Source organism: Mesorhizobium sp. 1M-11 (genome assembly GCF_001303895.1).
Taxonomy (GTDB): domain Bacteria; phylum Pseudomonadota; class Alphaproteobacteria; order Rhizobiales; family Rhizobiaceae; genus Mesorhizobium.
In genome coordinates, this window is record NZ_LJSD01000029.1 from 87,218 (window position 1) to 105,287 (window position 18,070).

An 18,070-nucleotide genomic window follows, 5' to 3' on the forward strand; every position below is an offset into this window, starting at 1 on the left:
GCATGGGCAATCATCGAGGTTTGCGGCGAATTGATCCGCGTTCTGGGCATAGAGACGAGCTGTGACGAAACGGCGGCCAGCATCGTGGCGCTGGACGGCGCTTCCGCGCCGAAAATCCTGTCCAATGTCGTGCTCAGCCAGATCGCCGAACATGCGGCATTTGGTGGCGTCGTGCCCGAGATCGCCGCGCGCGCCCATGTCGAGGCGCTGGACGGCATTGTCGAGGCAGCACTCACCGACTCGGACATGAGCCTGGATGACATCGACGCAATTGCCGCAACCGCCGGCCCGGGCCTTGTCGGCGGCCTGATCGTCGGCCTGATGACGGCCAAGGCCATCGCCGCTGCCGCCGGCAAGCCCCTGCTCGCCATCAACCACCTCGAAGGCCATGCTTTAACCGCCCGGCTGACCGATGGCCTGACCTTTCCTTACCTGCTGCTTCTGGTTTCGGGCGGACACACCCAGATCGTGCGTGTCGCCGGCGTCGGCGACTACCAGCGCTGGGCCACCACCATCGATGATGCGCTGGGCGAAGCATTCGACAAGACCGCCAAGATGCTCGGCCTGCCTTATCCAGGCGGCCCCAATGTCGAGAAGGCTGCCGCGAAGGGTGACCCGGCCCGCTTTGCCTTCCCGCGGCCGATGAAGGGCTCGCCCCAGCCCGACTTCTCTTTTTCCGGGCTGAAGACCGCCGTGCGCCAGACCGCTCAAGCGATCGCGCCGTTGACCGAACAGGATGTCGCCGACATCTGTGCTTCGTTTCAGACAGCTGTCGCCGATGCGCTCGCGGACCGTGTTTCACGCGCATTGAGCCGCTTCAGGGCAGAATTTCCGCATGAAGAACGGCCTGCGCTTGTCGTCGCCGGGGGTGTTGCGGCCAATCGGATGATCAAGACAACGCTGGAAGGGCTCTGCGACAAGGCAGGCTTCCGTTTCGTCGCGCCGCCGCTGAAACTGTGCACCGACAATGCGGCGATGATCGCCTGGGCAGGCATCGAACGCTTGCAGGCAGGCCTGAAGGACGAGAACGCCTTCGATTTCGTGCCCCGTTCGCGCTGGCCGCTCGATATTGTCTCCACGCCGGTGGTGGGCGCGGGAAGACGAGGAGCCAAGGCATGAGCAAAGTGCAGGCAAGTGGCCGCCGCATTGCCGTCCTGGGGGGCGGAGCCTGGGGTACTGCGCTGGCCCAGGCCATGCTGCGAGCCGGCCACAAAGTATCGTTGTGGGCACGCGACGCGGAAATGGTTGCAGCAATCCGGCGGGGCGAAAACCCGCGTTATCTGCCCGGTATCGCGATAGACCGAGGCATTGCGGTGAGTTCATCCCTGGCTGAGGCCCTGGAGGACGCCGATTGCATCCTCGTCGTCACGCCCGCGCAGTCGCTGCGTCAGGTTCTCACCGAAACGAAACCGCACCTCGCCACCACCATTCCGGTGGTCTTGTGCGCCAAGGGGATCGAGCGCGACACGGGCGCGCTGCTTTCGACCATTGCTGGCGAGATCCTGCCGAACAATCCGATTGCCGCCCTGTCGGGGCCAAGCTTTGCCACGGATGTCGCCAAGGGCCTGCCGACCGCCGTTGTCGTCGCAGCGCGCGAGGAAACCCTGGCCGTTGAACTCGCGGCGCTGTTTTCCGCCCGCAATCTGCGCTGCTACTCCAGCGACGACCTCGTTGGCGTCGAGATTGGCGGCGCACTGAAGAATGTATTCGCCCTGGCCGCAGGCGCTGTGACCGGCGCAGGCCTCGGCGCCAGCGCGCAAGCCGCGATGGTGACGCGCGGCTTCGTCGAATTGCGCCGCATTGGTGCTGCCTTCGGGGCCAAGCCGGAGACGCTGATGGGCCTTTCCGGCCTGGGCGACCTGATGTTGACCTGTTCCTCGGCGCAATCGCGTAATTTCGCTTACGGATTGGCGCTGGGACGGGGCGAGCCACTCGCCGGCCGGCCGCTGGCTGAAGGCGTGCCGACGGCTGCGATTGCCGCCCGCCTCGCCGCCGAACAGGGCATCGACGCGCCAATCATATCCGCCGTCGCCGCCATACTCGAAGGCGCCATCACCATCGGCGAAGCCGTCTCCATGCTGATGACGCGGCCCCTGAAAACGGAAAACGACTAAACCGACTGAGGAAGCACGATGCTGTTTGCACTGATCTGCAAGGATAAACCCGGCCACCTCCAGGTGCGCCTCGACACACGCCCGGATCACGTCAACTTCCTCAACGGGTTGAATGCCGACAAGAGGCTGGCCTTTGGCGGCCCCTTCCTCGATGCCGACGGCAAGCCGAATGGTAGCCTTGTCGTCATCGAGGCCGCCGATCTCGCCGCCGCAGAGGCGCTGGCTGCGGCAGATCCCTACGCCAAGGCTGGCCTTTTCGAGAGCGTCGAAGTCAGACCGTGGAATTGGGTGTTCAACAAACCAGCCGAAGCTTGAGTCCGCGGGCAGCAGAGGGACCACGATGAATTATTGGCTCTTCAAATCCGAACCGTTCAAATTCTCCTTCGACATGCTGAAGGAGAAGGGCAAAGCCGGCACGCAATGGGACGGCGTGCGCAACTATGCCGCGCGCAACAACATGAAGGCGATGCAGATCGGCGACCTTGGCTTCTTCTATCATTCCAACGAAGGGCTCAACATCGTCGGCATCGCCGAGGTCTGCGCGCTGGCGCATCATGACACCACGACGGACGATCCGCGCTGGGAATGCGTCGACATCCGCGCCGTTCGCGATGTGCCCAATCCGCCGACGCTCGGCGACATCAAGGCCAACCCGAAGCTGTCGGAAATGGCGCTGGTCAGGCTCGGACGCCTGTCGGTGCAGCCGGTGACCCCTGAAGAGTGGAAGGAAGTCTGTCGCATGGGCGGTCTCAACCCCGCACCGTGACGCTGACGCCGCAAACCGCGGAGCGTTTCATTCTCAACAACACGGCGCCGATGACGCCGCCGCATGTACCCGAAATCACCCTGCGCCTAGCCGATGAGGCGCATGATCTGTGGCGGCGCACCGAGGAGGAATTGGCTGAAATCGGCCTGCCGCCGCCCTTCTGGGCCTTTGCCTGGGCCGGTGGACAGGGATTGGCCCGCTACCTGCTCGACCATCCGGAAATCGTGCGCAACCGCCGTGTCCTGGATTTCGCCTCAGGCTCCGGCCTGGTCGCCATTGCCGCGATGAAGGCCGGCGCGGCGTCTGTCGAGGGAGCCGATATCGATCCCTTCTGCGAGACGGCGATCCGGCTCAACGCCGAAGCAAACAGAGTCGCGGTCACCTTCAATGGGCAGGATCTGGTCGAAACCGACACAGGATGGGATCTCGTCCTTGCGGGCGATGTCTTTTACGAAAAGCCATTTGCCGAGCGGCTGCTGCCGTGGTTCTCCGCTTTGAGGGCCCGTGGCGCCGATATTCTGATCGGCGATCCCGGCCGCGCCTACCTGCCGAAAACCGGCCTGGAGCGACTGGCGACCTATGAAGTGCCGGTGACGCGCGCGCTGGAGGACGCCGAAGTCAAGCGGACGACCGTCTGGCGTTTCGCTTAGAAGTCATCCCATGGTCGTCGCGCCGTATCGATCGGCGGCGCATGCGCCTCCGCCAGGATCCAGTCCTTGAAGGCGATAATGCGCGCATCCTGCGCCGACGCTTCCGGATAGACCAGGAAATAGGCGAATTCCGGCGGCACCTTGATGCCGAGTTCGAAGGGTCGCACCAACCGGCCTTCGGACAGATCGTTGGCGACCATCGCGAAGTCCGCCAGCGCCACGACATTGCCACCCGCAGCGGCGGCAATAGCATCGGTGGAGGTCGTCATCACCACGGTGCGGCTGTCATCGAAATCCTCCACGCCTGCCGCCGCCATCCACATGCGCCAGTTCGGCCAGACGATACCCTGGCGCACCCATTCGATGTGAACGAGCGTATGTTTGAGCAGGTCGCGCGGCTCGGTGAGTGGCGGCCCTTGCCGCAGCAGTTCCGGGCTGCAAACCGGAATGATGACATTCTCGAACAGCCGCGCCGAGCAAAGCCCCGGATATTTTCCGGTGCCGAAGCGGATACCGATATCGACGTCGTCCCGATCGAAATCCCGCACGTCATAGGTGATGTCGAAGCGCAGATCGATGTCGGGATACAGCTTGCGGAAACCGTCCACACGCCGCAACAGCCAGCGTGTGGCGAATTCCGCGCTGGCTGTCACCTTCAACTGTTCCGTTCCACGGGAAAGCTTTTTTGCCTTGGCCACCGCCCGGTTGAGCGTTTCCAGTGCATCCGTCGAGGCATCCACGAGCGCCAGTCCGGCCTCCGTCAGCCGGATGCTGCGGCTGGTTCGCGTAAACAGGATCAGGCCGAGCTGATCCTCGATTTCCTTGATCTGATAGCTGACGGCAGCCGGTGTCAGCCCGAGTTCATCGGCCGCGCGAGTGAAATTGAGATGGCGTCCTGCCGCTTCCAGCGTCCGCAAGGCACGGGTTCCAGGCAGCAGGCGGGACATGGCTATCTTCAAGCGCCCCTTGATGATCTGCCAAGAACTACTCGTTTCCCCCTTTCGTTTCAATGAGAGATACTGGGATCAGTCGAAAATTGCCAAGCGAAGCTTAAAGTTTCGCTCCTGATGAAAGACCTGCGTTATGTCCGCGATCGTTCTGAAATGCCCCCCGGAGCGGCCAAGCCGCATCCAGCCCGTGTTGGACTGGCTAAGGCAGGCGCGCATCGCTGCATCACTTCCGCTGCAGAACGCCGAAGCCCTCTCCGACTCCTACCTGCGTGACGTCGGCCTGCGTCGGGAAGACGTTGCCCGCACGGTCACCGAGGCCCCGCAGCGCCTTGGCCTGCTCGACCTCGGCTGGCAGGCACCGCGGCCGCCAAAGCGTCGCTGACGCTGCGCCGACCTCTCAGCGGATCACCTTCACCACCGTACGGTCCGACAGCAGCGGCAACAGCCGCGCCATGGTTTGCGCGGTGACTGCCACGCAGCCTTGCGTCGGCGTGAAGCCCGGCCGCGCCAGATGGAAGAAGATCGCGCTGCCGCGCCCGCGGCGGCGCGGCGCGATATTCCAGTCAAGCACCAGGCAGGCATCATAGAGCCGGTCGTCCCGCTTCATGCGCTCGTGACTGGCGCCATAGGGAATCCTGACCGGCCGGTTGTAGTTGCGGTCGTCAGGAACCTCGCACCAACCAAGATCCGGACCGATGGGTGCCATCGCAAGCCGCGTACGCCGCGCGCCGGCAAACTGATCATTTCGGAAATAGCCGGACAGGATGCGCATCGCCGCGAGTGGCGTCGCACCGTCGCCTTCGCGTTTGTTCGCCGAAATACCGCCTCGTCCCAATGCGCAGGAAAACACCAGTTTTCCTGCCTGCAACAGCCCCTTGGTTCCATCGCCGGGGCGAGCCCGCACGACGAGTGTGCGAAGACCTGTGCGCAATGGCCGGTCCGCCCCATTGCGCACACGGTTTTTCGGATATGATGTTACCATGGAACAAATTACCGTGATCGGCTGTTTAAGGCGACAGCATCCGCATAAACGGATTCCGGTCAACGACACATCTATCTTTTTGTGATTTTGAAACAACGGATTGATCCATGACTTCACGCACCATCCTGGTTGTCGATGACGACGAAGACCTCCGCACCACGCTGGCAGAGCAATTGTCACTCTATGAGGAATTCGACGTCCTGCAGGAGACCAGTGCGGCGAAAGGCGTCGCGACGGCACGCGGCGGCATGATCGATCTGCTCATCATGGATGTCGGCCTGCCGGACATGGACGGCCGGGAAGCCGTGAAGATCCTGCGCAAGGGCGGCTACAAGGCTCCGATCATCATGCTGACCGGACATGACACCGATTCCGACACGATCCTGGGATTGGAAGCCGGCGCCAACGACTATGTGACCAAGCCGTTTCGTTTCGCCGTGCTGCTTGCGCGCATCCGCGCGCAGTTGCGCCAGCACGAGCAGAGCGAGGATGCGACTTTCACGGTCGGACCCTACACCTTCAAACCAAGCCAGAAGCTGCTCATCGACCAGCGCGGCGGCAAGGTGAGGCTGACCGAAAAGGAAGCCTCCATCATCAAATATCTCTACCGCGCCGAGCAGAAAGTGGTGACCCGCGATGTGCTCCTCGAGGAGGTGTGGGGCTACAACTCCGGTGTCACCACCCACACGCTGGAAACCCACGTCTACCGCCTGCGCCAGAAGATCGAACACGATCCATCCAACGCAGCGATCCTCGTCACCGAAAGCGGCGGCTACAAGCTGGTTCCCTGAACCGCGCCACCGCCTGCCCAAGGCTCACGCACCTGTTTAGCCAACGGCCGGGATTTCCCGGCCGTTTCATTATGGGGCGGCACGCGGCGAAGCTGCCTTTTCTTGACCCGCTCCCCTGTCCGAACAGATTCTGTTAAAGGCTCTATATTATTGGTCAATTAAGTGTAGTTGACCGGATGGCGATTTTGGGTGGGGTCGCGCAACGGAGGGAATGACCTGTCGGTCCGGGGACATAACTGATGGCGCTGGATGACGACATCCGTGTCCTGTCCGCCGTGGGGCTCTTCGAGGGCTTCACGCCGGAACAGTTGCGTCTGCTCGCCTTCGGTGCCGAGACCACCTCGCTCCCGGCGGACAGGAAGCTCTATCGCGAGGACGACGAAGCCGATTCCGCTTATGTCGTGATCAGCGGCCGCATCGCCCTTTATCGCGAGGCCGACAGCAACCATGTCGTGATCAGCACCGCGGGACCCGGCGCGATTTTGGGCGAGCTGGCATTGATCGCCGACACAAAACGCCTGACCAGCGCTTCCGCGGCGATCGATTCGCAGGTTCTGCGCCTCAACCGCAAGATGTTCCGGCGTATTCTCGAGGAATATCCCGACCTCGCGGTGCAACTGCACCAGCGAATCGTCGAAGAGTTGCAGGCGCTGATCGAGCGGATCGAACAGCTGGCGCCGCGCTTCGGCGGCTAACGGAACACCGGTGGGAACGACTTTTCATCTCGTTCGCGGCGGCCTGGCCGATCTGCCTTTCATCATGGCCACCGAACGGCTGGAGGGGTACGACCGGCTCGTTGGACGCTGGGACGAGCAGCGGCACCGCGATGCTTTTGTCGACGGCAGCCATGCCTATTTCATCGGCCATGACGGTCCGGCACCGGTCGGGTTCGCCATGCTGCGTTTCTGGAACGCGGTCGAGCGCACGACGCTGGTGCGCCGCGTCGCCGTCGTCAGCCCCGGTCAGGGCCAGGGACGGCGCCTGCTTGCTGCGGTCGTCGCGCGCACGTTCCAGGAGACGGATGTCCATCGCCTCGTCATCGGCCTGTTTCCCGACAATCTGCGCGCCCAGCGCATGTACGAGGCGATCGGCTTCCAGGCCGAGGGTATTTCACGCGGCAGTGCCTATTTCGGCGGCGAATATCGTGACGAACTGGTGATGTCGCTGCTGCGGCCGGAATGGGAAGCCGCCAACGCCTAGCATTTCTCAGAGATCGAACCGGGCAATCACCGGTACATGGTCGGACGGGCGCTCCCATCCGCGGGCGACGCGCAAGATCTCATATCCCGTGAAAGCCGGCACGAGGTTGTTCGAGGACCAGACATGGTCGAGCCGGCGGCCGCGATCCGACGCCTGCCAATCGGCGGCGCGATAGCTCCACCAGGTGTAGATCTTCTGTTCGATGGGCACATTCAAACGCATCAGGTCGGCCCAGGAGCCCTGCTTGCGCATTGCCTCGAAACTCTCCGTCTCGACCGGCGTATGGCTGACGACGTTGAGCAGTTGCTTGTGCGACCAGACGTCGTGTTCGAGCGGGGCGATGTTGAGATCTCCGACCAGGATCGATCCCGCGCCGTCATTTTCGTCGGCGCGAACACTGTTCATCTCCTGCACGAAATCGAGCTTGTGCCGGAACTTCGGGTTGATCTGGGGGTTGGGTTCGTCGCCGCCCGCCGGCACATAGAAATTGTGAAGCACGATCTTCCTACCGCCAGCCTCGAAGCGTACTGAAATATGCCGGCTGTCTTCGATTTCGCAGAAGCGGCGCTTTTCCACGATTTCGATCGGCCGCCGCGCGACGGTGGCGACACCGTGATAACCCTTCTGGCCGTGGATGGCGATGTGCTCGTAGCCCAGCTTGCGGAAAGCGTTCGCCGGAAACAGATCATCCGGGCATTTGGTTTCCTGCAGGCAGATGATGTCGGGATTGCGCTCCGCGATCAGCTGTTCGACCAGCGGCATGCGCAGCCTGACCGAGTTGATGTTCCAGGTTGCCAGAGTAAAAGCCATGCGTGTTCCGAACCCGTGCCCGTCAAGCCGGCGGGCTCAAGCGAAGGCATCAATGCGATGAAATTTGCGCGGAACCTGCCAGCCTGGGTTCGGAAAAACAAGACGGCGCACCGGACAAGGATCCAGTGTGCCGAATTTCCACAAAGAGTTTAGGAAATGACGGCAGTCGGACCAGGGCGCGCTGCGGCAAACCTCAACGCAAACCCTTCTTGGCATTGAGCTCGCGATTGGCCGTATAGTCGATCTTGAACGTATCGGGCGCGAAGGAAACGCCTTCCCTGGTGTTGAAGATCATCACCGTCGTGTCCTTGCCCTGCGCATCGGTGATCGTCCACTGGCGCAGGTCGTAGGTCTTCGGATCGAACATCATGGTGATGGTCGAATTGCCGAACACCTGCTTGTCCGACAGCTTGATGGTGATGAGGTCTTCCTCTTCCTTCACATTCTTCACACGGTCGCCGGACAGGTCGATCCTGTCTTCGAGCAGGAGCTTCAGCGGCGTCTTCGAAAGCGGGTAGAGGTCGGATGTCTGCAACTTCTTGTTGAGGAGGACGACCGATTCGCCGTCCGAGATCACCTTGAAGTTGGCCGCGCCTTCATAGTTGAATCGGATCTTGCCCGGACGTTCCAGGAAGAACTTGCCGCCGGTCTGTTCGCCTTTCGGACCGAACTGCACGAATTCACCCGTCATCGACTTCACCGCCGAGAAATGATCGGCGATCTTCTGGGCGGCAGGCGGGACAGCGGCCTGGGCGGCGGCCACGGGCATGAAGACCGGCACGGTGTTGGCGGCAGCGGCACCCACCACCATCAAGCCAAGCCCGAGCAACCGCCGCCGCGTCAAGGCAAGGCCGGTTGCTGCTGCGAAAAGGTTGTCTTCCATGCCGCTTACTCTCGTATCGTTGTTCCGGACAGGTGGTGGACCCTCAGTTGGGCTTTAGTTTGACCGTCCTCTTGTCAGAACTTGTCTTCTTCCGTCGGCACCAGGATTTCGCGCTTGCCGGCATGGTTGGCTGCACCGACGATGCCCTCCTGCTCCATCCGTTCGATGATCGAGGCGGCACGGTTGTAACCGATGCCGAGACGGCGCTGGATGTAGCTGGTCGATGCCTTGCCGTCGCGCAGCACCACCGCCACCGCCTGATCGTACGGATCGTCGGAATCGTCGAGATTGCCGCCACCGGAACCTCCGCGGCCCGACGGTTCGTCGTCGCCTTCCTCATCATCCTCGGTGATCGCATCGAGATATTCAGGCACGCCTTGCAGCTTCAGGTGCTGGACCACCTTCTCGACCTCGTCGTCGGCGACGAACGGGCCGTGTACGCGCTGGATACGGCCACCACCTGCCATATAGAGCATGTCGCCCATGCCGAGCAGCTGCTCCGCGCCCTGTTCGCCAAGGATGGTGCGCGAGTCGATCTTCGACGTCACCTGGAAGGAGATGCGGGTCGGGAAATTGGCCTTGATCGTGCCGGTGATGACGTCGACCGATGGACGCTGTGTCGCCATGATGACGTGGATGCCGGCGGCGCGCGCCATCTGCGCGAGACGCTGGACGGCGCCTTCGATATCCTTGCCGGCGACCATCATCAGGTCGGCCATCTCGTCGATGATGACGACGATATAGGGCATCGGCTCGAGATCGAGATCCTCGGTCTCGTAGATCGCCTCGCCGGTCTGGCGGTCGAAACCGGTCTGCACCGTGCGTGAGATCTTCTCGCCCTTCTTGTCGGCCTGCACGATGCGCTGGTTGAAACCGTCGATGTTGCGCACGCCGACCTTGGACATCTTGCGGTAGCGGTCCTCCATCTCGCGCACCGTCCACTTCAGCGCGACCACGGCTTTCTTCGGATCGGTGACGACAGGGGTGAGCAGATGCGGGATGCCGTCATAGACGGAAAGTTCCAGCATCTTCGGATCGATCATGATGAGGCGGCACTCCTCCGGTTTCAGCCGGTAGAGAAGCGACAGGATCATGGTGTTGATGGCGACCGATTTGCCTGAGCCGGTGGTACCGGCCACCAGCACGTGCGGCATCTTGGCGATATCGACGATGACCGGCTCGCCATTGATGGTCTTGCCGAGCGCAAGCGCGAGCTTGGCCTTGCTTTCCTCGAAATCGCGACTGGCCAGGATCTCGCGCAGATAGACCATTTCGCGCTTGGCGTTGGGCAGTTCGATACCGATGGCGTTGCGGCCAGGCACCACCGCGACACGCGCGGCGATCGCGCTCATCGAGCGGGCGATGTCGTCGGCAAGGCCGATGACGCGGCTCGACTTGATGCCGGGCGCCGGCTCGAGCTCGTAGAGCGTGACCACCGGACCAGGCCGGACATGGATGATCTCGCCTTTGACGCCAAAGTCCTCCAGCACGCCTTCCAGCAGACGCGCGTTCTGTTCCAGCGCATCCTTGGACAGGCTCGGATCACGCGCCACACTCTTCGGTTCAGACAGGAAATGCAGCGACGGCATCTCGAAACTGCTGGAAGCGATGAGCGAGGTCTGCGCCTCGCGCTGAACGCGCGCACCCTGCGTGGGCCGGGGTGCCGGTGCTTCGACGCGCGTGGCGGCATCGGAGCGGAAATTGCGTACCTGGGTGTTGGAGCCGGCCTGCGTGCGCGGCGCGCCAACAGGCTGGTCATACGGATAATCGTCCTCGTCGCGCTCGAAATCGGCTTCGCCGAAATCGCCGCTGTCGAAATCATCCGTCTCGAAAGGGGCTACGGCGGGATCAACCGTTGGATGACGATCCTTGACCATCGCCGCGAAGAACTCGGGTTCGACACGGGCACGGCCGCTCGAGCTCATGCGAGCCTCGGCGAGCTCGGCCGATTCCACGCGTTCGGCGGCGCGGCGCCAGGCGCTTTCGCGCGACGGCATTTCGGCGAAATCGAACTCGCCCTCTTCTTCGCGCCGACGGGCGGCGGCGCGGCGATGCCGCCACGCACGGAACGACAGCCACCAGTGGGTGACGGCGCCGAGCGCCAGCAACCCGCCATTGTCGCCATCGTCCTCTTCGTTCTCGAACAGGATGGCGTCGCGATCTTCTTCCTTTTCACGACGCTTCGGCTCTGGTTCGTCCATCACGGCAAAGCCGTTGGTGCGAGAAATCAGGGCGGAGCCGTGGGCGAACAGCCAAAGTGCGGGAGCTGCCAGCAGGACGGCGATGATGCTGGCGGCAAGCCCGGTCGGATAGCCACCCAGGAACAGGCCCGGCACCTTCAGCACCATATCGCCGAAGACACCGCCAAGACCGCTTGGCAGCGGCCAGGTCTTGGGCGGCACGACGCAGCCGGCCATCGCCGCCGCAAGCAGGGCGAAACCAGCCCACGAGACACCACGGCGCGGCATCTTGTCGACACCGCGGGCGGAAAACAGCAGGAAGCCCCAGATCACTGCAGGCACCAGAGCGGCGACGGCGGAGAGACCCAGGAACTGGGTGGCGAGGTCGGAGAACACCGCGCCCGGGTATCCCATCGCGTTGGTCACGGGATTGTCGGTGGCATGCGAGAAGGACGGATCGGCGACGTTCCATGTCGCCAGGGCAGCCACGCCGAAAGCGACGAAAACGAACAGCGCGCCGCCGACAAGCCGGCCGGCCTGGCGTCGCAGGAACGCCTGGAACCCGTGCCCGGTGCCGGTCAGCGCGAGCGGTGCCGATGCCCCTGAACGCATGCATTTCCCCGTCTGTCATTGCCTGAGCCGGATGCGGGACGCAGTCCGGCAGATTCGAAGCCCAGACTATCGAGACGATGGTTAAGGCGGCATTAACTATGCGGGACAGCATGCGAGGTTTGGCCAGCGCGCCCGCATCCATGATCGGAAAAAGGGTCCGGATCGCTCCGGGCCCAGGTCGCATGAGTGCGTTCGCAACAGCTCACGACAGGATCTTCGTTCCCCTGCGGGAACCCCGCTGACGAATGCTGCTTACTGCACCACCTCGCCGTGGCGGGTCACGTCCAGCCCTTCGATTTCTTCCTGCTCGTTTGGGTGTGGGCCGACCGGCATTTTGACCACATAGGATGGCAGATAATCAGCCCCGCTCCCTACAAAATGCCAAGGTTATCGTGGTGTGAGCTACCCCTATGCAGCCTCTAGTTGGCGCCGCCCAGCGCCTGAAGATTAGCACAGAATTCCGCATATGGCTTACTCATCGCAGCGTCCTGACACTCCTTCTTCATCGCCATCTGCTTTTCCTTCGCCATGGAATCCCACGCCGCCTTGAATTCACCCTTGGGCTTCATGGTCTTCATGCTGGAATCGGTGAAAAAAGGCGCCATGTTGGCCGGCTCGTCTAGGGCTCCTGCGAAGGCAGCACCGCCAACCAAGGACAAAGCAACTGCACAAAGCGCTATGTTTCTAATGCTCATCGGATAACTCCCTTTTCATTGTTGTCGACCGCCAGATCACGGTCACCGCAATAGTTCGGAACAGGCGCTTCGATGTTTCATCGGCGGGCGTCGATTGGTCGCTGGATCAAGCAAATGTGATCACTATCGGTCGGTCATAAAAAAGGGGCCCGGATCGCTCCGGGCCCAGGTGGCGTGACCGCGTTCGCAGCGGCTCACGACGGGATCTTCCTTCGAAACGGGTAATCCCGCAGGCAAATGAGAGCTACTGGATCACCTCGCCGTGCAAGGTGACGTCGAGTCCCTCGATTTCCTCCTGCTTGCTCGGGCGCAGGCCGACCAGCGCCTTGACCACATAGAGGATCACGAAGCTGGCGACTGCGGTCCAGATAATGGTGAAGACGATACCGTAGAGCTGCTTGAGCACCGTGGCGTCCTTGCCGAGCGCGTTGATGGCGGGATCGGCGAAGACACCGGTGAGCAGCGCACCGACGATGCCACCGACGCCATGCACGCCAAAGGCATCGAGCGAATCGTCGTAACCGAAGGCATGCTTGAGCTTGACGGCGGCGAAATAGCAGATGATGCCGGAGGCGATACCGATGACGAAGGCGCCCGTCGGATTGACGAAACCGGAGGCCGGCGTCACGGCGACAAGGCCGGCGACGGCGCCCGAGATGATGCCAAGCACCGACGGCTTCTTGGCGATCAGCCATTCGGTGAACATCCAGGCGAGACCGGCAGCGGCGGCTGCGACCTGCGTGTTCATCATGGCGGCACCGGCAAGACCGTCGGCGGCGAGCTCGGAGCCGGCGTTGAAGCCGAACCAGCCGACCCACAGCAGCGAAGCACCGATCACCGCGTAGACGAGGTTATAGGGCGCCATGTTGACGGTGCCGTAGCCTTCGCGCTTGCCGAGCACCAGTGCGCAGACCAGGCCGGCGACACCGGCATTGATATGCACCACCGTGCCGCCCGCGAAGTCGAGCACGCCGGCCGAGCCGAGGAAGCCACCGCCCCAGACCCAGTGCGCGATCGGTGCGTAGACGATCAGCAGCCACAGCCCGCTGAACAGCAGCAGTGCCGAGAATTTCATGCGTTCGGCGAAGGCGCCGGCAATCAGCGCCGGCGTGATGATGGCAAAGGTCATCTGGAACATCGAGAAAACGAATTCCGGAATGTTCGCCACGCCCGGCGCCCACAGGGACGAGACCGTGATGCCCTGGTGCAGCGCCTTGGACAAGCCGCCGACATAGGCATTGAGAGAACCGCCGTCCGAGAATGCCAGCGAATAGCCGGCTACGAACCACAGCACCGTGACCAGACAGCAGACGGCAAAGCTCTGCATGACGGTTGCGAGCAGGTTCTTCTTGCGCACCATGCCGGCATAGAACAGGGCGAGCCCTGGAATGGTCATCATCAGCACCAATGCCGTCGAGGTCAGCATCCAGGCGGTGTTGCCAGTATCGAGCACGGGGGCTGGGGCTGCAGCCGGTGTCGCTTCTTGCGCGTAGGCCACGGTCGTTGCGAGCAGGCCAGCCAGGGCCGCCAGCGGCGCGACCGCCCTTTTCAAGGCAGGAAGATTGTTCATCGATCTCTCCATAACGATGCGTGACCCGCTCACAGCGCGTCGGTGTCTGTTTCGCCGGTGCGGATGCGCACGGCCTGGTCGATGCCGAAGACGAAGACCTTGCCGTCACCGATCTGGCCGGTCTTGGCCGCGTTGGCGATCGCCTCGACGGCCTTGTCGACGAGGTCGGCTGCGACAGCGACTTCGATCTTGATCTTGGGAAGGAAGGAAACGGCGTACTCCGCTCCACGATAGATTTCGGTATGCCCCTTCTGACGCCCGTAGCCTTTGACTTCGGTGACGGTCAGACCCTGGATGCCGACGGCGGTGAGCGCTTCGCGCACCTCGTCGAGTTTGAACGGCTTGATGATGGCCATCACGATCTTCATCAGGATTCGCCCTTTGTTCGTTACGGTCCCCGCGTTCCACGCGACATCACCGGCCTCAACACGGGCCGGCGAGTGCCCATGCCAATTCAAGCTCCGTGCCAAATGCCGAGACGAAGTTCTAAGCGTCTGAAAATAAATGGATAAGAGAGGTGTTGGCCAAATCGGCCACGCAAAGCGCGTTCACAAAATGCCTATTGAATAGGCAAAATTAAAGGATTGCCTATTTCGCAGGCGATCGTTTGAGGCGGATCAGTCCTTCCTGCGCCACGGAAGCGATGAGCGTGCCGTCGCGGGCAAACAGCGAGCCGCGTGTGAAACCGCGCGCGCCTTGCGTGGAGGGACTGTCCTGCGTGTAGAGCATCCAGTCGTCGAACGGATGGCTGCGATGGAACCACATCGAGTGATCCAGGCTGGCCGCCTGGATATCGCGGTCGAAGATCGCGCGCCCATGCGCGAAGGTCGAGGTGTCGAGCAGCGTCATGTCCGACAGATAAGCCAGAACGGCGGCCTGTAGCGCGCGGTCGTTCGGCACCGGCCCCGTGGTGCGGATCCAGATGTTCTGGTTCGGCTCCAGCCGCTCCCGGCTCGTATAATGTTTAAGCATGATCGGCCGCATCTCGATCGGCCTCTCGCGCTGCCAGTAGAGTTTGATGCCTTCCGGCACGGCTTCGCCGAATTTTTCCAACAGGTCGCGCTGCGTCAGCAGCGTGTCGGGTTCGGGAACGTCGAGCGGCATGGGAATTTGGTGCTCGAGCCCGATCTCATCGAGATGGAATGAAGCTTCGAGAGAAAAAATGGCGTGGCCATGCTGGACCGCCATCACGCGACGCGTGGTGAAGGAAGAACCGTCGCGGATACGATCGACCTCGTAGATGATCGGCAACTTGGTGTCGCCTGGCCGCATGAAATAGCCATGCAGCGAATGCACATGCCGGTCCGGCTCCACGGTGCGTTGTGCGGCCACCAGTGCCTGCGCGATCGTCTGGCCGCCGAAAACGCGCTGCCAGTCGGTTTGGGGGCTGCGACCTCGGAACAGGTTGTCTTCCAGCTTCTCCAGGTCGAGAATGCCAAGAAGCTCGTTCATGGCTTGCGTCATGCGTCCGTTCCTCGCAATTGTCGGTGCGGTTTCGGACAGCAGTGACGGGCAGTCAAGGCATAAAGCGGGCATGGTCTGGAACATGATCCCGAAGACCGGGCGGGAAAGGTGGCTGGAATGGCGACGAAACAAGAGCGGGAAACGCTGGAAAGCACACGGCTCGACGTGCTGATTGCCGGCGCCGGCTATGTCGGTCTCGCGACCGCTGTCTCGCTCAAGCAGGCGCGCCCCAGCCTGCGTATCGCCGTTGTCGATGCCGCTCCCGCCGGTGTATGGCAGAAGGATGGCCGCGCCTCGGCTATCGCGGCAGCGGCCTGCCGCATGCTCGACCAGCTTGGTGTCTGGGCGGAGATCGCCTCGCAGGCGCAGGCGATCACCGAGATGATCATCACCGATTCGCGCACCGCCGATCCGGTGCGCCCCACCTTCCTGACCTTCGATGGCGAAGTCGCTCCCGGCGAACCCTTCGCGCACATGGTTGCCAACCGTGACCTCAACGGTGCGCTGCGCCGCCAGGCCGAGCGCCTGGACGTCGATCTGATCGAAGGCGTGGCCGTCCAGTCCTTCGACACCAACACCACCGGCATGACCATTCATCTGGCGGACGGCGCGACCTTGCGCGCCCGCCTGCTGGTCGCATGCGACGGGGTCAATTCCAGACTGCGCGACATGGCCGGCATCAAGACCGTGCGATGGGAATACGGCCAGTCCGGCATCGTCTGCACCGTGGCGCATGAACGGCCGCATAATGGCCGTGCCGAAGAGCATTTCCTGCCCGCTGGACCTTTCGCCACCTTACCGCTGAAGCCCGACAAGGATGGCACCAATCGCTCCTCGATCGTTTGGGTGGAACGCACCGAAGATGCCAACAAGCTCGTCGAAGGCGACGACCTCGTCTTCGAAATGGAGCTGGAGCAGCGCTTCGGCCTGAAACTCGGCGAGATCCGCGCGATGGACAAGCCGCGCGCATGGCCGCTGGGGCTGACGCTTGCCCGCGCCTTCGTGGCGCCGCGCCTTGCGCTGGCGGGCGATGCAGCCCATGGCATCCACCCGATCGCCGGGCAAGGTCTCAATCTCGGCTTCAAGGACGTTGCCGCCCTGGCCGAGGTGATCGTCGAGGCAGATCGGCTCGGCCAGGACATCGGCGCGCTCGATGTGCTTGAGCGCTACCAGCAATGGCGCCGTTTCGACACGATGCAGATGGGCGTCACCACCGATGTGTTGAACCGGCTGTTCTCCAACGATATCGCGCCGCTGCGCGCCGTTCGCGATATCGGTCTCGGCCTGGTTGAACGCATGCCCCGTCTGAAGGATTTCTTCATCCGCCAGGCATCTGGCCTGGCGGAGGGAACGCCGCGCCTGCTGAAGGGCGAGGCGATCTAGCCCACGGGTCATCCGGGCCAATCAGGACCAATCGATATCGCGGCTGGCATCCGGTACCCGAGTCCTGGCTGATTGCCGGCCCGGCATGGTGTCCCTATGGTTCGGATATGAGCCTCGAATCCGTCCGCGCCTTCTTCGCCGCCAAAGCCCCAGACATCGAAGTCATCGTCACCGAAGCCAGTTCGGCAACGGTAGCGCTTGCCGCCGAGGCGCATGGCGTGGCGCCCGACCAGATCGCCAAGACGATCTGCCTGAGGGTCGGCGATACGGCGATGCTGGTGGTCGCCGCCGGTACGACGCGGCTCGACAATCGCAAGTTCAAGGATCATTTCGGCGGCAAGGCGCGCATGCTGGAGGCCGAAGAGGTCGTTGCCTTGACCAGCCATCCGATCGGCGGTGTGTGTCCCTTCGGCCTGCCCGCTCCATTGCCGGTCTATTGCGATGTTTCGCTGAAAGCCTTCGACGAAGTGGTCCCTGCGGCCGGCGCCACCAACGCCGCCGTGCGGCTTGCGCCCGAACGCATGGCAACGCTTGTCTCCGCCGAATGGGTCGATGTCTGCCAGGCCCCGGCGCCTGCAGTTCAGGACTGACCGGCTGCCGCGCTACGGTTGCGGAATGTCGTAGATCGCTCGCACCTCGATCATGCCCATCTCTGCCAGCGGGATGTCGGCAGCAAGCGCCAGCGCCTTTTCGAGATCCTCCGCCTCGATAAGGATGAAACCGAGCAGTTGCTCCTTGGTTTCGGCAAACGGGCCGTCGGTGACCAATATCCTGCCCTTGCGCTTGCGCACCACTTTCGCCGTCTTCACCGGCTGCAAAGCCTCGGCCGCAATCAGATGGCCGCTGTTTTCCAGGACCTTGTCGTAGGCAAGCGAGTCGGCGTCGAGCTTCCTGGCATCCGCGGCAGACAAAGCCCGCAGTGCTGTTTCCTCATGGTAGACCAGACAGAGATACTTCATCGTTCATCTCCTGTTGTGGTGTTCATGCGCGCCGATATGGCGTCGACCGCAGGACGGCTCA

The 18,070-nt window shown here is 62.6% G+C and carries 21 protein-coding genes; 11 read left to right on the forward strand and 10 right to left on the reverse strand.

The window, feature by feature from the left end; translation table 11 throughout:
• The first annotated feature begins 33 nt into the window (after window positions 1-33).
• Genes tsaD through AO692_RS12290 form a run of 5 tightly spaced genes read left to right on the forward strand, consistent with a single transcriptional unit; the run spans window position 34 to window position 3,530 of the window.
• A complete protein-coding gene (gene tsaD / locus AO692_RS12270) occupies window positions 34-1,119 on the forward strand; it encodes a tRNA (adenosine(37)-N6)-threonylcarbamoyltransferase complex transferase subunit TsaD (protein WP_200911728.1) in 1,086 nt (361 codons plus the stop codon).
• Window positions 1,116-2,114: an NAD(P)H-dependent glycerol-3-phosphate dehydrogenase gene (locus AO692_RS12275; RefSeq protein WP_054310339.1), complete on the forward strand. Its 999-nt coding sequence runs from the start codon at window positions 1,116-1,118 to the stop codon at window positions 2,112-2,114. The genes tsaD and AO692_RS12275 overlap by 4 nt, the downstream gene beginning before the upstream one ends.
• Window positions 2,115-2,132: 18 nt before the next feature.
• The gene (locus AO692_RS12280) at window positions 2,133-2,429 is read left to right on the forward strand and encodes a YciI-like protein (protein ID WP_054310340.1); all 297 of its coding nucleotides are present in this window, start codon (window positions 2,133-2,135) and stop codon (window positions 2,427-2,429) included.
• Window positions 2,430-2,454: 25 nt separating this feature from the next.
• Entirely contained in the window at window positions 2,455-2,880 is a 426-nt protein-coding gene (locus AO692_RS12285) for an EVE domain-containing protein (protein ID WP_054310341.1), read from the forward strand.
• A 50-nt stretch (window positions 2,881-2,930) separates the two neighbouring features.
• A complete protein-coding gene (locus AO692_RS12290; protein WP_054310496.1) occupies window positions 2,931-3,530 on the forward strand; it encodes a methyltransferase in 600 nt (199 codons plus the stop codon).
• Here AO692_RS12290 and AO692_RS12295 read toward each other — a convergent pair.
• Window positions 3,527-4,477, reverse strand: a complete 951-nt coding sequence (locus tag AO692_RS12295) for a LysR substrate-binding domain-containing protein (RefSeq protein ID WP_054310342.1) — start codon at window positions 4,475-4,477, stop codon at window positions 3,527-3,529. The two genes, AO692_RS12290 and AO692_RS12295, sit on opposite strands and share 4 nt — an antisense overlap.
• A 136-nt stretch (window positions 4,478-4,613) precedes the next feature.
• On the opposite strand from AO692_RS12295, the gene AO692_RS12300 reads away from it, so the two are divergent.
• On the forward strand, window positions 4,614-4,862 hold the full coding sequence (locus AO692_RS12300; RefSeq protein WP_054310343.1) for a hypothetical protein: 249 nt from the start codon (window positions 4,614-4,616) through the stop codon (window positions 4,860-4,862).
• Between the two features lie 15 nt (window positions 4,863-4,877).
• Here AO692_RS12300 and AO692_RS12305 read toward each other — a convergent pair whose 3' ends face one another.
• Window positions 4,878-5,462 carry a L,D-transpeptidase gene (locus tag AO692_RS12305; RefSeq protein ID WP_082407337.1) on the reverse strand — a complete coding sequence of 195 codons (585 nt, stop codon included), beginning with the start codon at window positions 5,460-5,462 and terminating at the stop codon, window positions 4,878-4,880.
• Between the two features lie 107 nt (window positions 5,463-5,569).
• Here AO692_RS12305 and AO692_RS12310 point away from each other — a divergent pair, with 107 nt between their 5' ends.
• The 3 genes from AO692_RS12310 (at window position 5,570) to AO692_RS12320 (ending at window position 7,453) form a co-directional block, all read left to right on the forward strand.
• Window positions 5,570-6,253 carry a response regulator transcription factor gene (locus tag AO692_RS12310; RefSeq protein WP_054310344.1) on the forward strand — a complete coding sequence of 228 codons (684 nt, stop codon included), beginning with the start codon at window positions 5,570-5,572 and terminating at the stop codon, window positions 6,251-6,253.
• A 239-nt stretch (window positions 6,254-6,492) separates the two neighbouring features.
• Window positions 6,493-6,948 (forward strand): cyclic nucleotide-binding domain-containing protein, encoded by a 456-nt coding sequence (locus AO692_RS12315; RefSeq protein ID WP_054310345.1) that lies wholly within the window; start codon window positions 6,493-6,495, stop codon window positions 6,946-6,948.
• A gap of 10 nt (window positions 6,949-6,958) precedes the next feature.
• Window positions 6,959-7,453 carry a GNAT family N-acetyltransferase gene (locus tag AO692_RS12320; RefSeq protein WP_244483343.1) on the forward strand — a complete coding sequence of 165 codons (495 nt, stop codon included), beginning with the start codon at window positions 6,959-6,961 and terminating at the stop codon, window positions 7,451-7,453.
• A gap of 6 nt (window positions 7,454-7,459) precedes the next feature.
• Here AO692_RS12320 and AO692_RS12325 read toward each other — a convergent pair whose 3' ends face one another.
• From AO692_RS12325 to tesB, 7 genes are all read right to left on the reverse strand, one after another.
• Complete coding sequence (locus AO692_RS12325; RefSeq protein WP_054310346.1) at window positions 7,460-8,263, reverse strand: exodeoxyribonuclease III; 804 nt, start codon at window positions 8,261-8,263, stop codon at window positions 7,460-7,462.
• A 193-nt stretch (window positions 8,264-8,456) separates the two neighbouring features.
• A complete protein-coding gene (locus AO692_RS12330; RefSeq protein ID WP_054310347.1) occupies window positions 8,457-9,146 on the reverse strand; it encodes an outer membrane lipoprotein carrier protein LolA in 690 nt (229 codons plus the stop codon).
• A gap of 74 nt (window positions 9,147-9,220) precedes the next feature.
• Complete coding sequence (locus AO692_RS12335) at window positions 9,221-11,938, reverse strand: DNA translocase FtsK (protein WP_054310348.1); 2,718 nt, start codon at window positions 11,936-11,938, stop codon at window positions 9,221-9,223.
• A gap of 419 nt (window positions 11,939-12,357) precedes the next feature.
• Window positions 12,358-12,633 carry a hypothetical protein gene (locus AO692_RS12340; protein WP_054310349.1) on the reverse strand — a complete coding sequence of 92 codons (276 nt, stop codon included), beginning with the start codon at window positions 12,631-12,633 and terminating at the stop codon, window positions 12,358-12,360.
• Window positions 12,634-12,877: 244 nt separating this feature from the next.
• Window positions 12,878-14,203 (reverse strand): ammonium transporter, encoded by a 1,326-nt coding sequence (locus AO692_RS12345; protein WP_054310350.1) that lies wholly within the window; start codon window positions 14,201-14,203, stop codon window positions 12,878-12,880.
• Between the two features lie 29 nt (window positions 14,204-14,232).
• Entirely contained in the window at window positions 14,233-14,571 is a 339-nt protein-coding gene (locus AO692_RS12350) for a P-II family nitrogen regulator (RefSeq protein WP_054310351.1), read from the reverse strand.
• A 220-nt stretch (window positions 14,572-14,791) separates the two neighbouring features.
• Window positions 14,792-15,667 carry an acyl-CoA thioesterase II gene (gene tesB, locus AO692_RS12355; RefSeq protein ID WP_054310352.1) on the reverse strand — a complete coding sequence of 292 codons (876 nt, stop codon included), beginning with the start codon at window positions 15,665-15,667 and terminating at the stop codon, window positions 14,792-14,794.
• A 117-nt stretch (window positions 15,668-15,784) separates the two neighbouring features.
• On the opposite strand from tesB, the gene AO692_RS12360 reads away from it, so the two are divergent.
• Together AO692_RS12360 and AO692_RS12365 are read left to right on the forward strand one after the other, a co-directional pair.
• Window positions 15,785-17,050, forward strand: a complete 1,266-nt coding sequence (locus tag AO692_RS12360; RefSeq protein WP_054310353.1) for a ubiquinone biosynthesis hydroxylase — start codon at window positions 15,785-15,787, stop codon at window positions 17,048-17,050.
• A gap of 107 nt (window positions 17,051-17,157) precedes the next feature.
• On the forward strand, window positions 17,158-17,640 hold the full coding sequence (locus AO692_RS12365) for a YbaK/EbsC family protein (protein WP_054310354.1): 483 nt from the start codon (window positions 17,158-17,160) through the stop codon (window positions 17,638-17,640).
• A 12-nt stretch (window positions 17,641-17,652) separates the two neighbouring features.
• Here AO692_RS12365 and AO692_RS12370 read toward each other — a convergent pair whose 3' ends face one another.
• On the reverse strand, window positions 17,653-18,009 hold the full coding sequence (locus tag AO692_RS12370; protein ID WP_054310355.1) for a YciI family protein: 357 nt from the start codon (window positions 18,007-18,009) through the stop codon (window positions 17,653-17,655).
• Window positions 18,010-18,070 lie beyond the last annotated feature (61 nt).

Excerpts from the sequence above, each read along its gene's own strand:
- AO692_RS12345 (WP_054310350.1), bottom strand. The coding sequence starts at position 14,203 with ATGAACAATCTTCCTGCCTTGAAAAGGGCGGTCGCGCCGCTGGCGGCC.
- AO692_RS12360 (WP_054310353.1), top strand. The coding sequence starts at position 15,785 with ATGGCGACGAAACAAGAGCGGGAAACGCTGGAAAGCACACGGCTCGAC.
- AO692_RS12305 (WP_082407337.1), bottom strand. The coding sequence starts at position 5,462 with ATGGTAACATCATATCCGAAAAACCGTGTGCGCAATGGGGCGGACCGG.
- AO692_RS12300 (WP_054310343.1), top strand. The coding sequence starts at position 4,614 with ATGTCCGCGATCGTTCTGAAATGCCCCCCGGAGCGGCCAAGCCGCATC.
- AO692_RS12315 (WP_054310345.1), top strand. The coding sequence starts at position 6,493 with ATGGCGCTGGATGACGACATCCGTGTCCTGTCCGCCGTGGGGCTCTTC.
- AO692_RS12340 (WP_054310349.1), bottom strand. The coding sequence starts at position 12,633 with ATGAGCATTAGAAACATAGCGCTTTGTGCAGTTGCTTTGTCCTTGGTT.
- AO692_RS12330 (WP_054310347.1), bottom strand. The coding sequence starts at position 9,146 with ATGGAAGACAACCTTTTCGCAGCAGCAACCGGCCTTGCCTTGACGCGG.
- AO692_RS12280 (WP_054310340.1), top strand. The coding sequence starts at position 2,133 with ATGCTGTTTGCACTGATCTGCAAGGATAAACCCGGCCACCTCCAGGTG.
- AO692_RS12370 (WP_054310355.1), bottom strand. The coding sequence starts at position 18,009 with ATGAAGTATCTCTGTCTGGTCTACCATGAGGAAACAGCACTGCGGGCT.
- AO692_RS12350 (WP_054310351.1), bottom strand. The coding sequence starts at position 14,571 with ATGAAGATCGTGATGGCCATCATCAAGCCGTTCAAACTCGACGAGGTG.
- AO692_RS12335 (WP_054310348.1), bottom strand. The coding sequence starts at position 11,938 with ATGCGTTCAGGGGCATCGGCACCGCTCGCGCTGACCGGCACCGGGCAC.
- AO692_RS12325 (WP_054310346.1), bottom strand. The coding sequence starts at position 8,263 with ATGGCTTTTACTCTGGCAACCTGGAACATCAACTCGGTCAGGCTGCGC.
- AO692_RS12365 (WP_054310354.1), top strand. The coding sequence starts at position 17,158 with ATGAGCCTCGAATCCGTCCGCGCCTTCTTCGCCGCCAAAGCCCCAGAC.
- AO692_RS12285 (WP_054310341.1), top strand. The coding sequence starts at position 2,455 with ATGAATTATTGGCTCTTCAAATCCGAACCGTTCAAATTCTCCTTCGAC.
- AO692_RS12310 (WP_054310344.1), top strand. The coding sequence starts at position 5,570 with ATGACTTCACGCACCATCCTGGTTGTCGATGACGACGAAGACCTCCGC.
- AO692_RS12275 (WP_054310339.1), top strand. The coding sequence starts at position 1,116 with ATGAGCAAAGTGCAGGCAAGTGGCCGCCGCATTGCCGTCCTGGGGGGC.
- tesB (WP_054310352.1), bottom strand. The coding sequence starts at position 15,667 with ATGACGCAAGCCATGAACGAGCTTCTTGGCATTCTCGACCTGGAGAAG.
- AO692_RS12295 (WP_054310342.1), bottom strand. The coding sequence starts at position 4,477 with ATGTCCCGCCTGCTGCCTGGAACCCGTGCCTTGCGGACGCTGGAAGCG.
- AO692_RS12290 (WP_054310496.1), top strand. The coding sequence starts at position 2,931 with ATGACGCCGCCGCATGTACCCGAAATCACCCTGCGCCTAGCCGATGAG.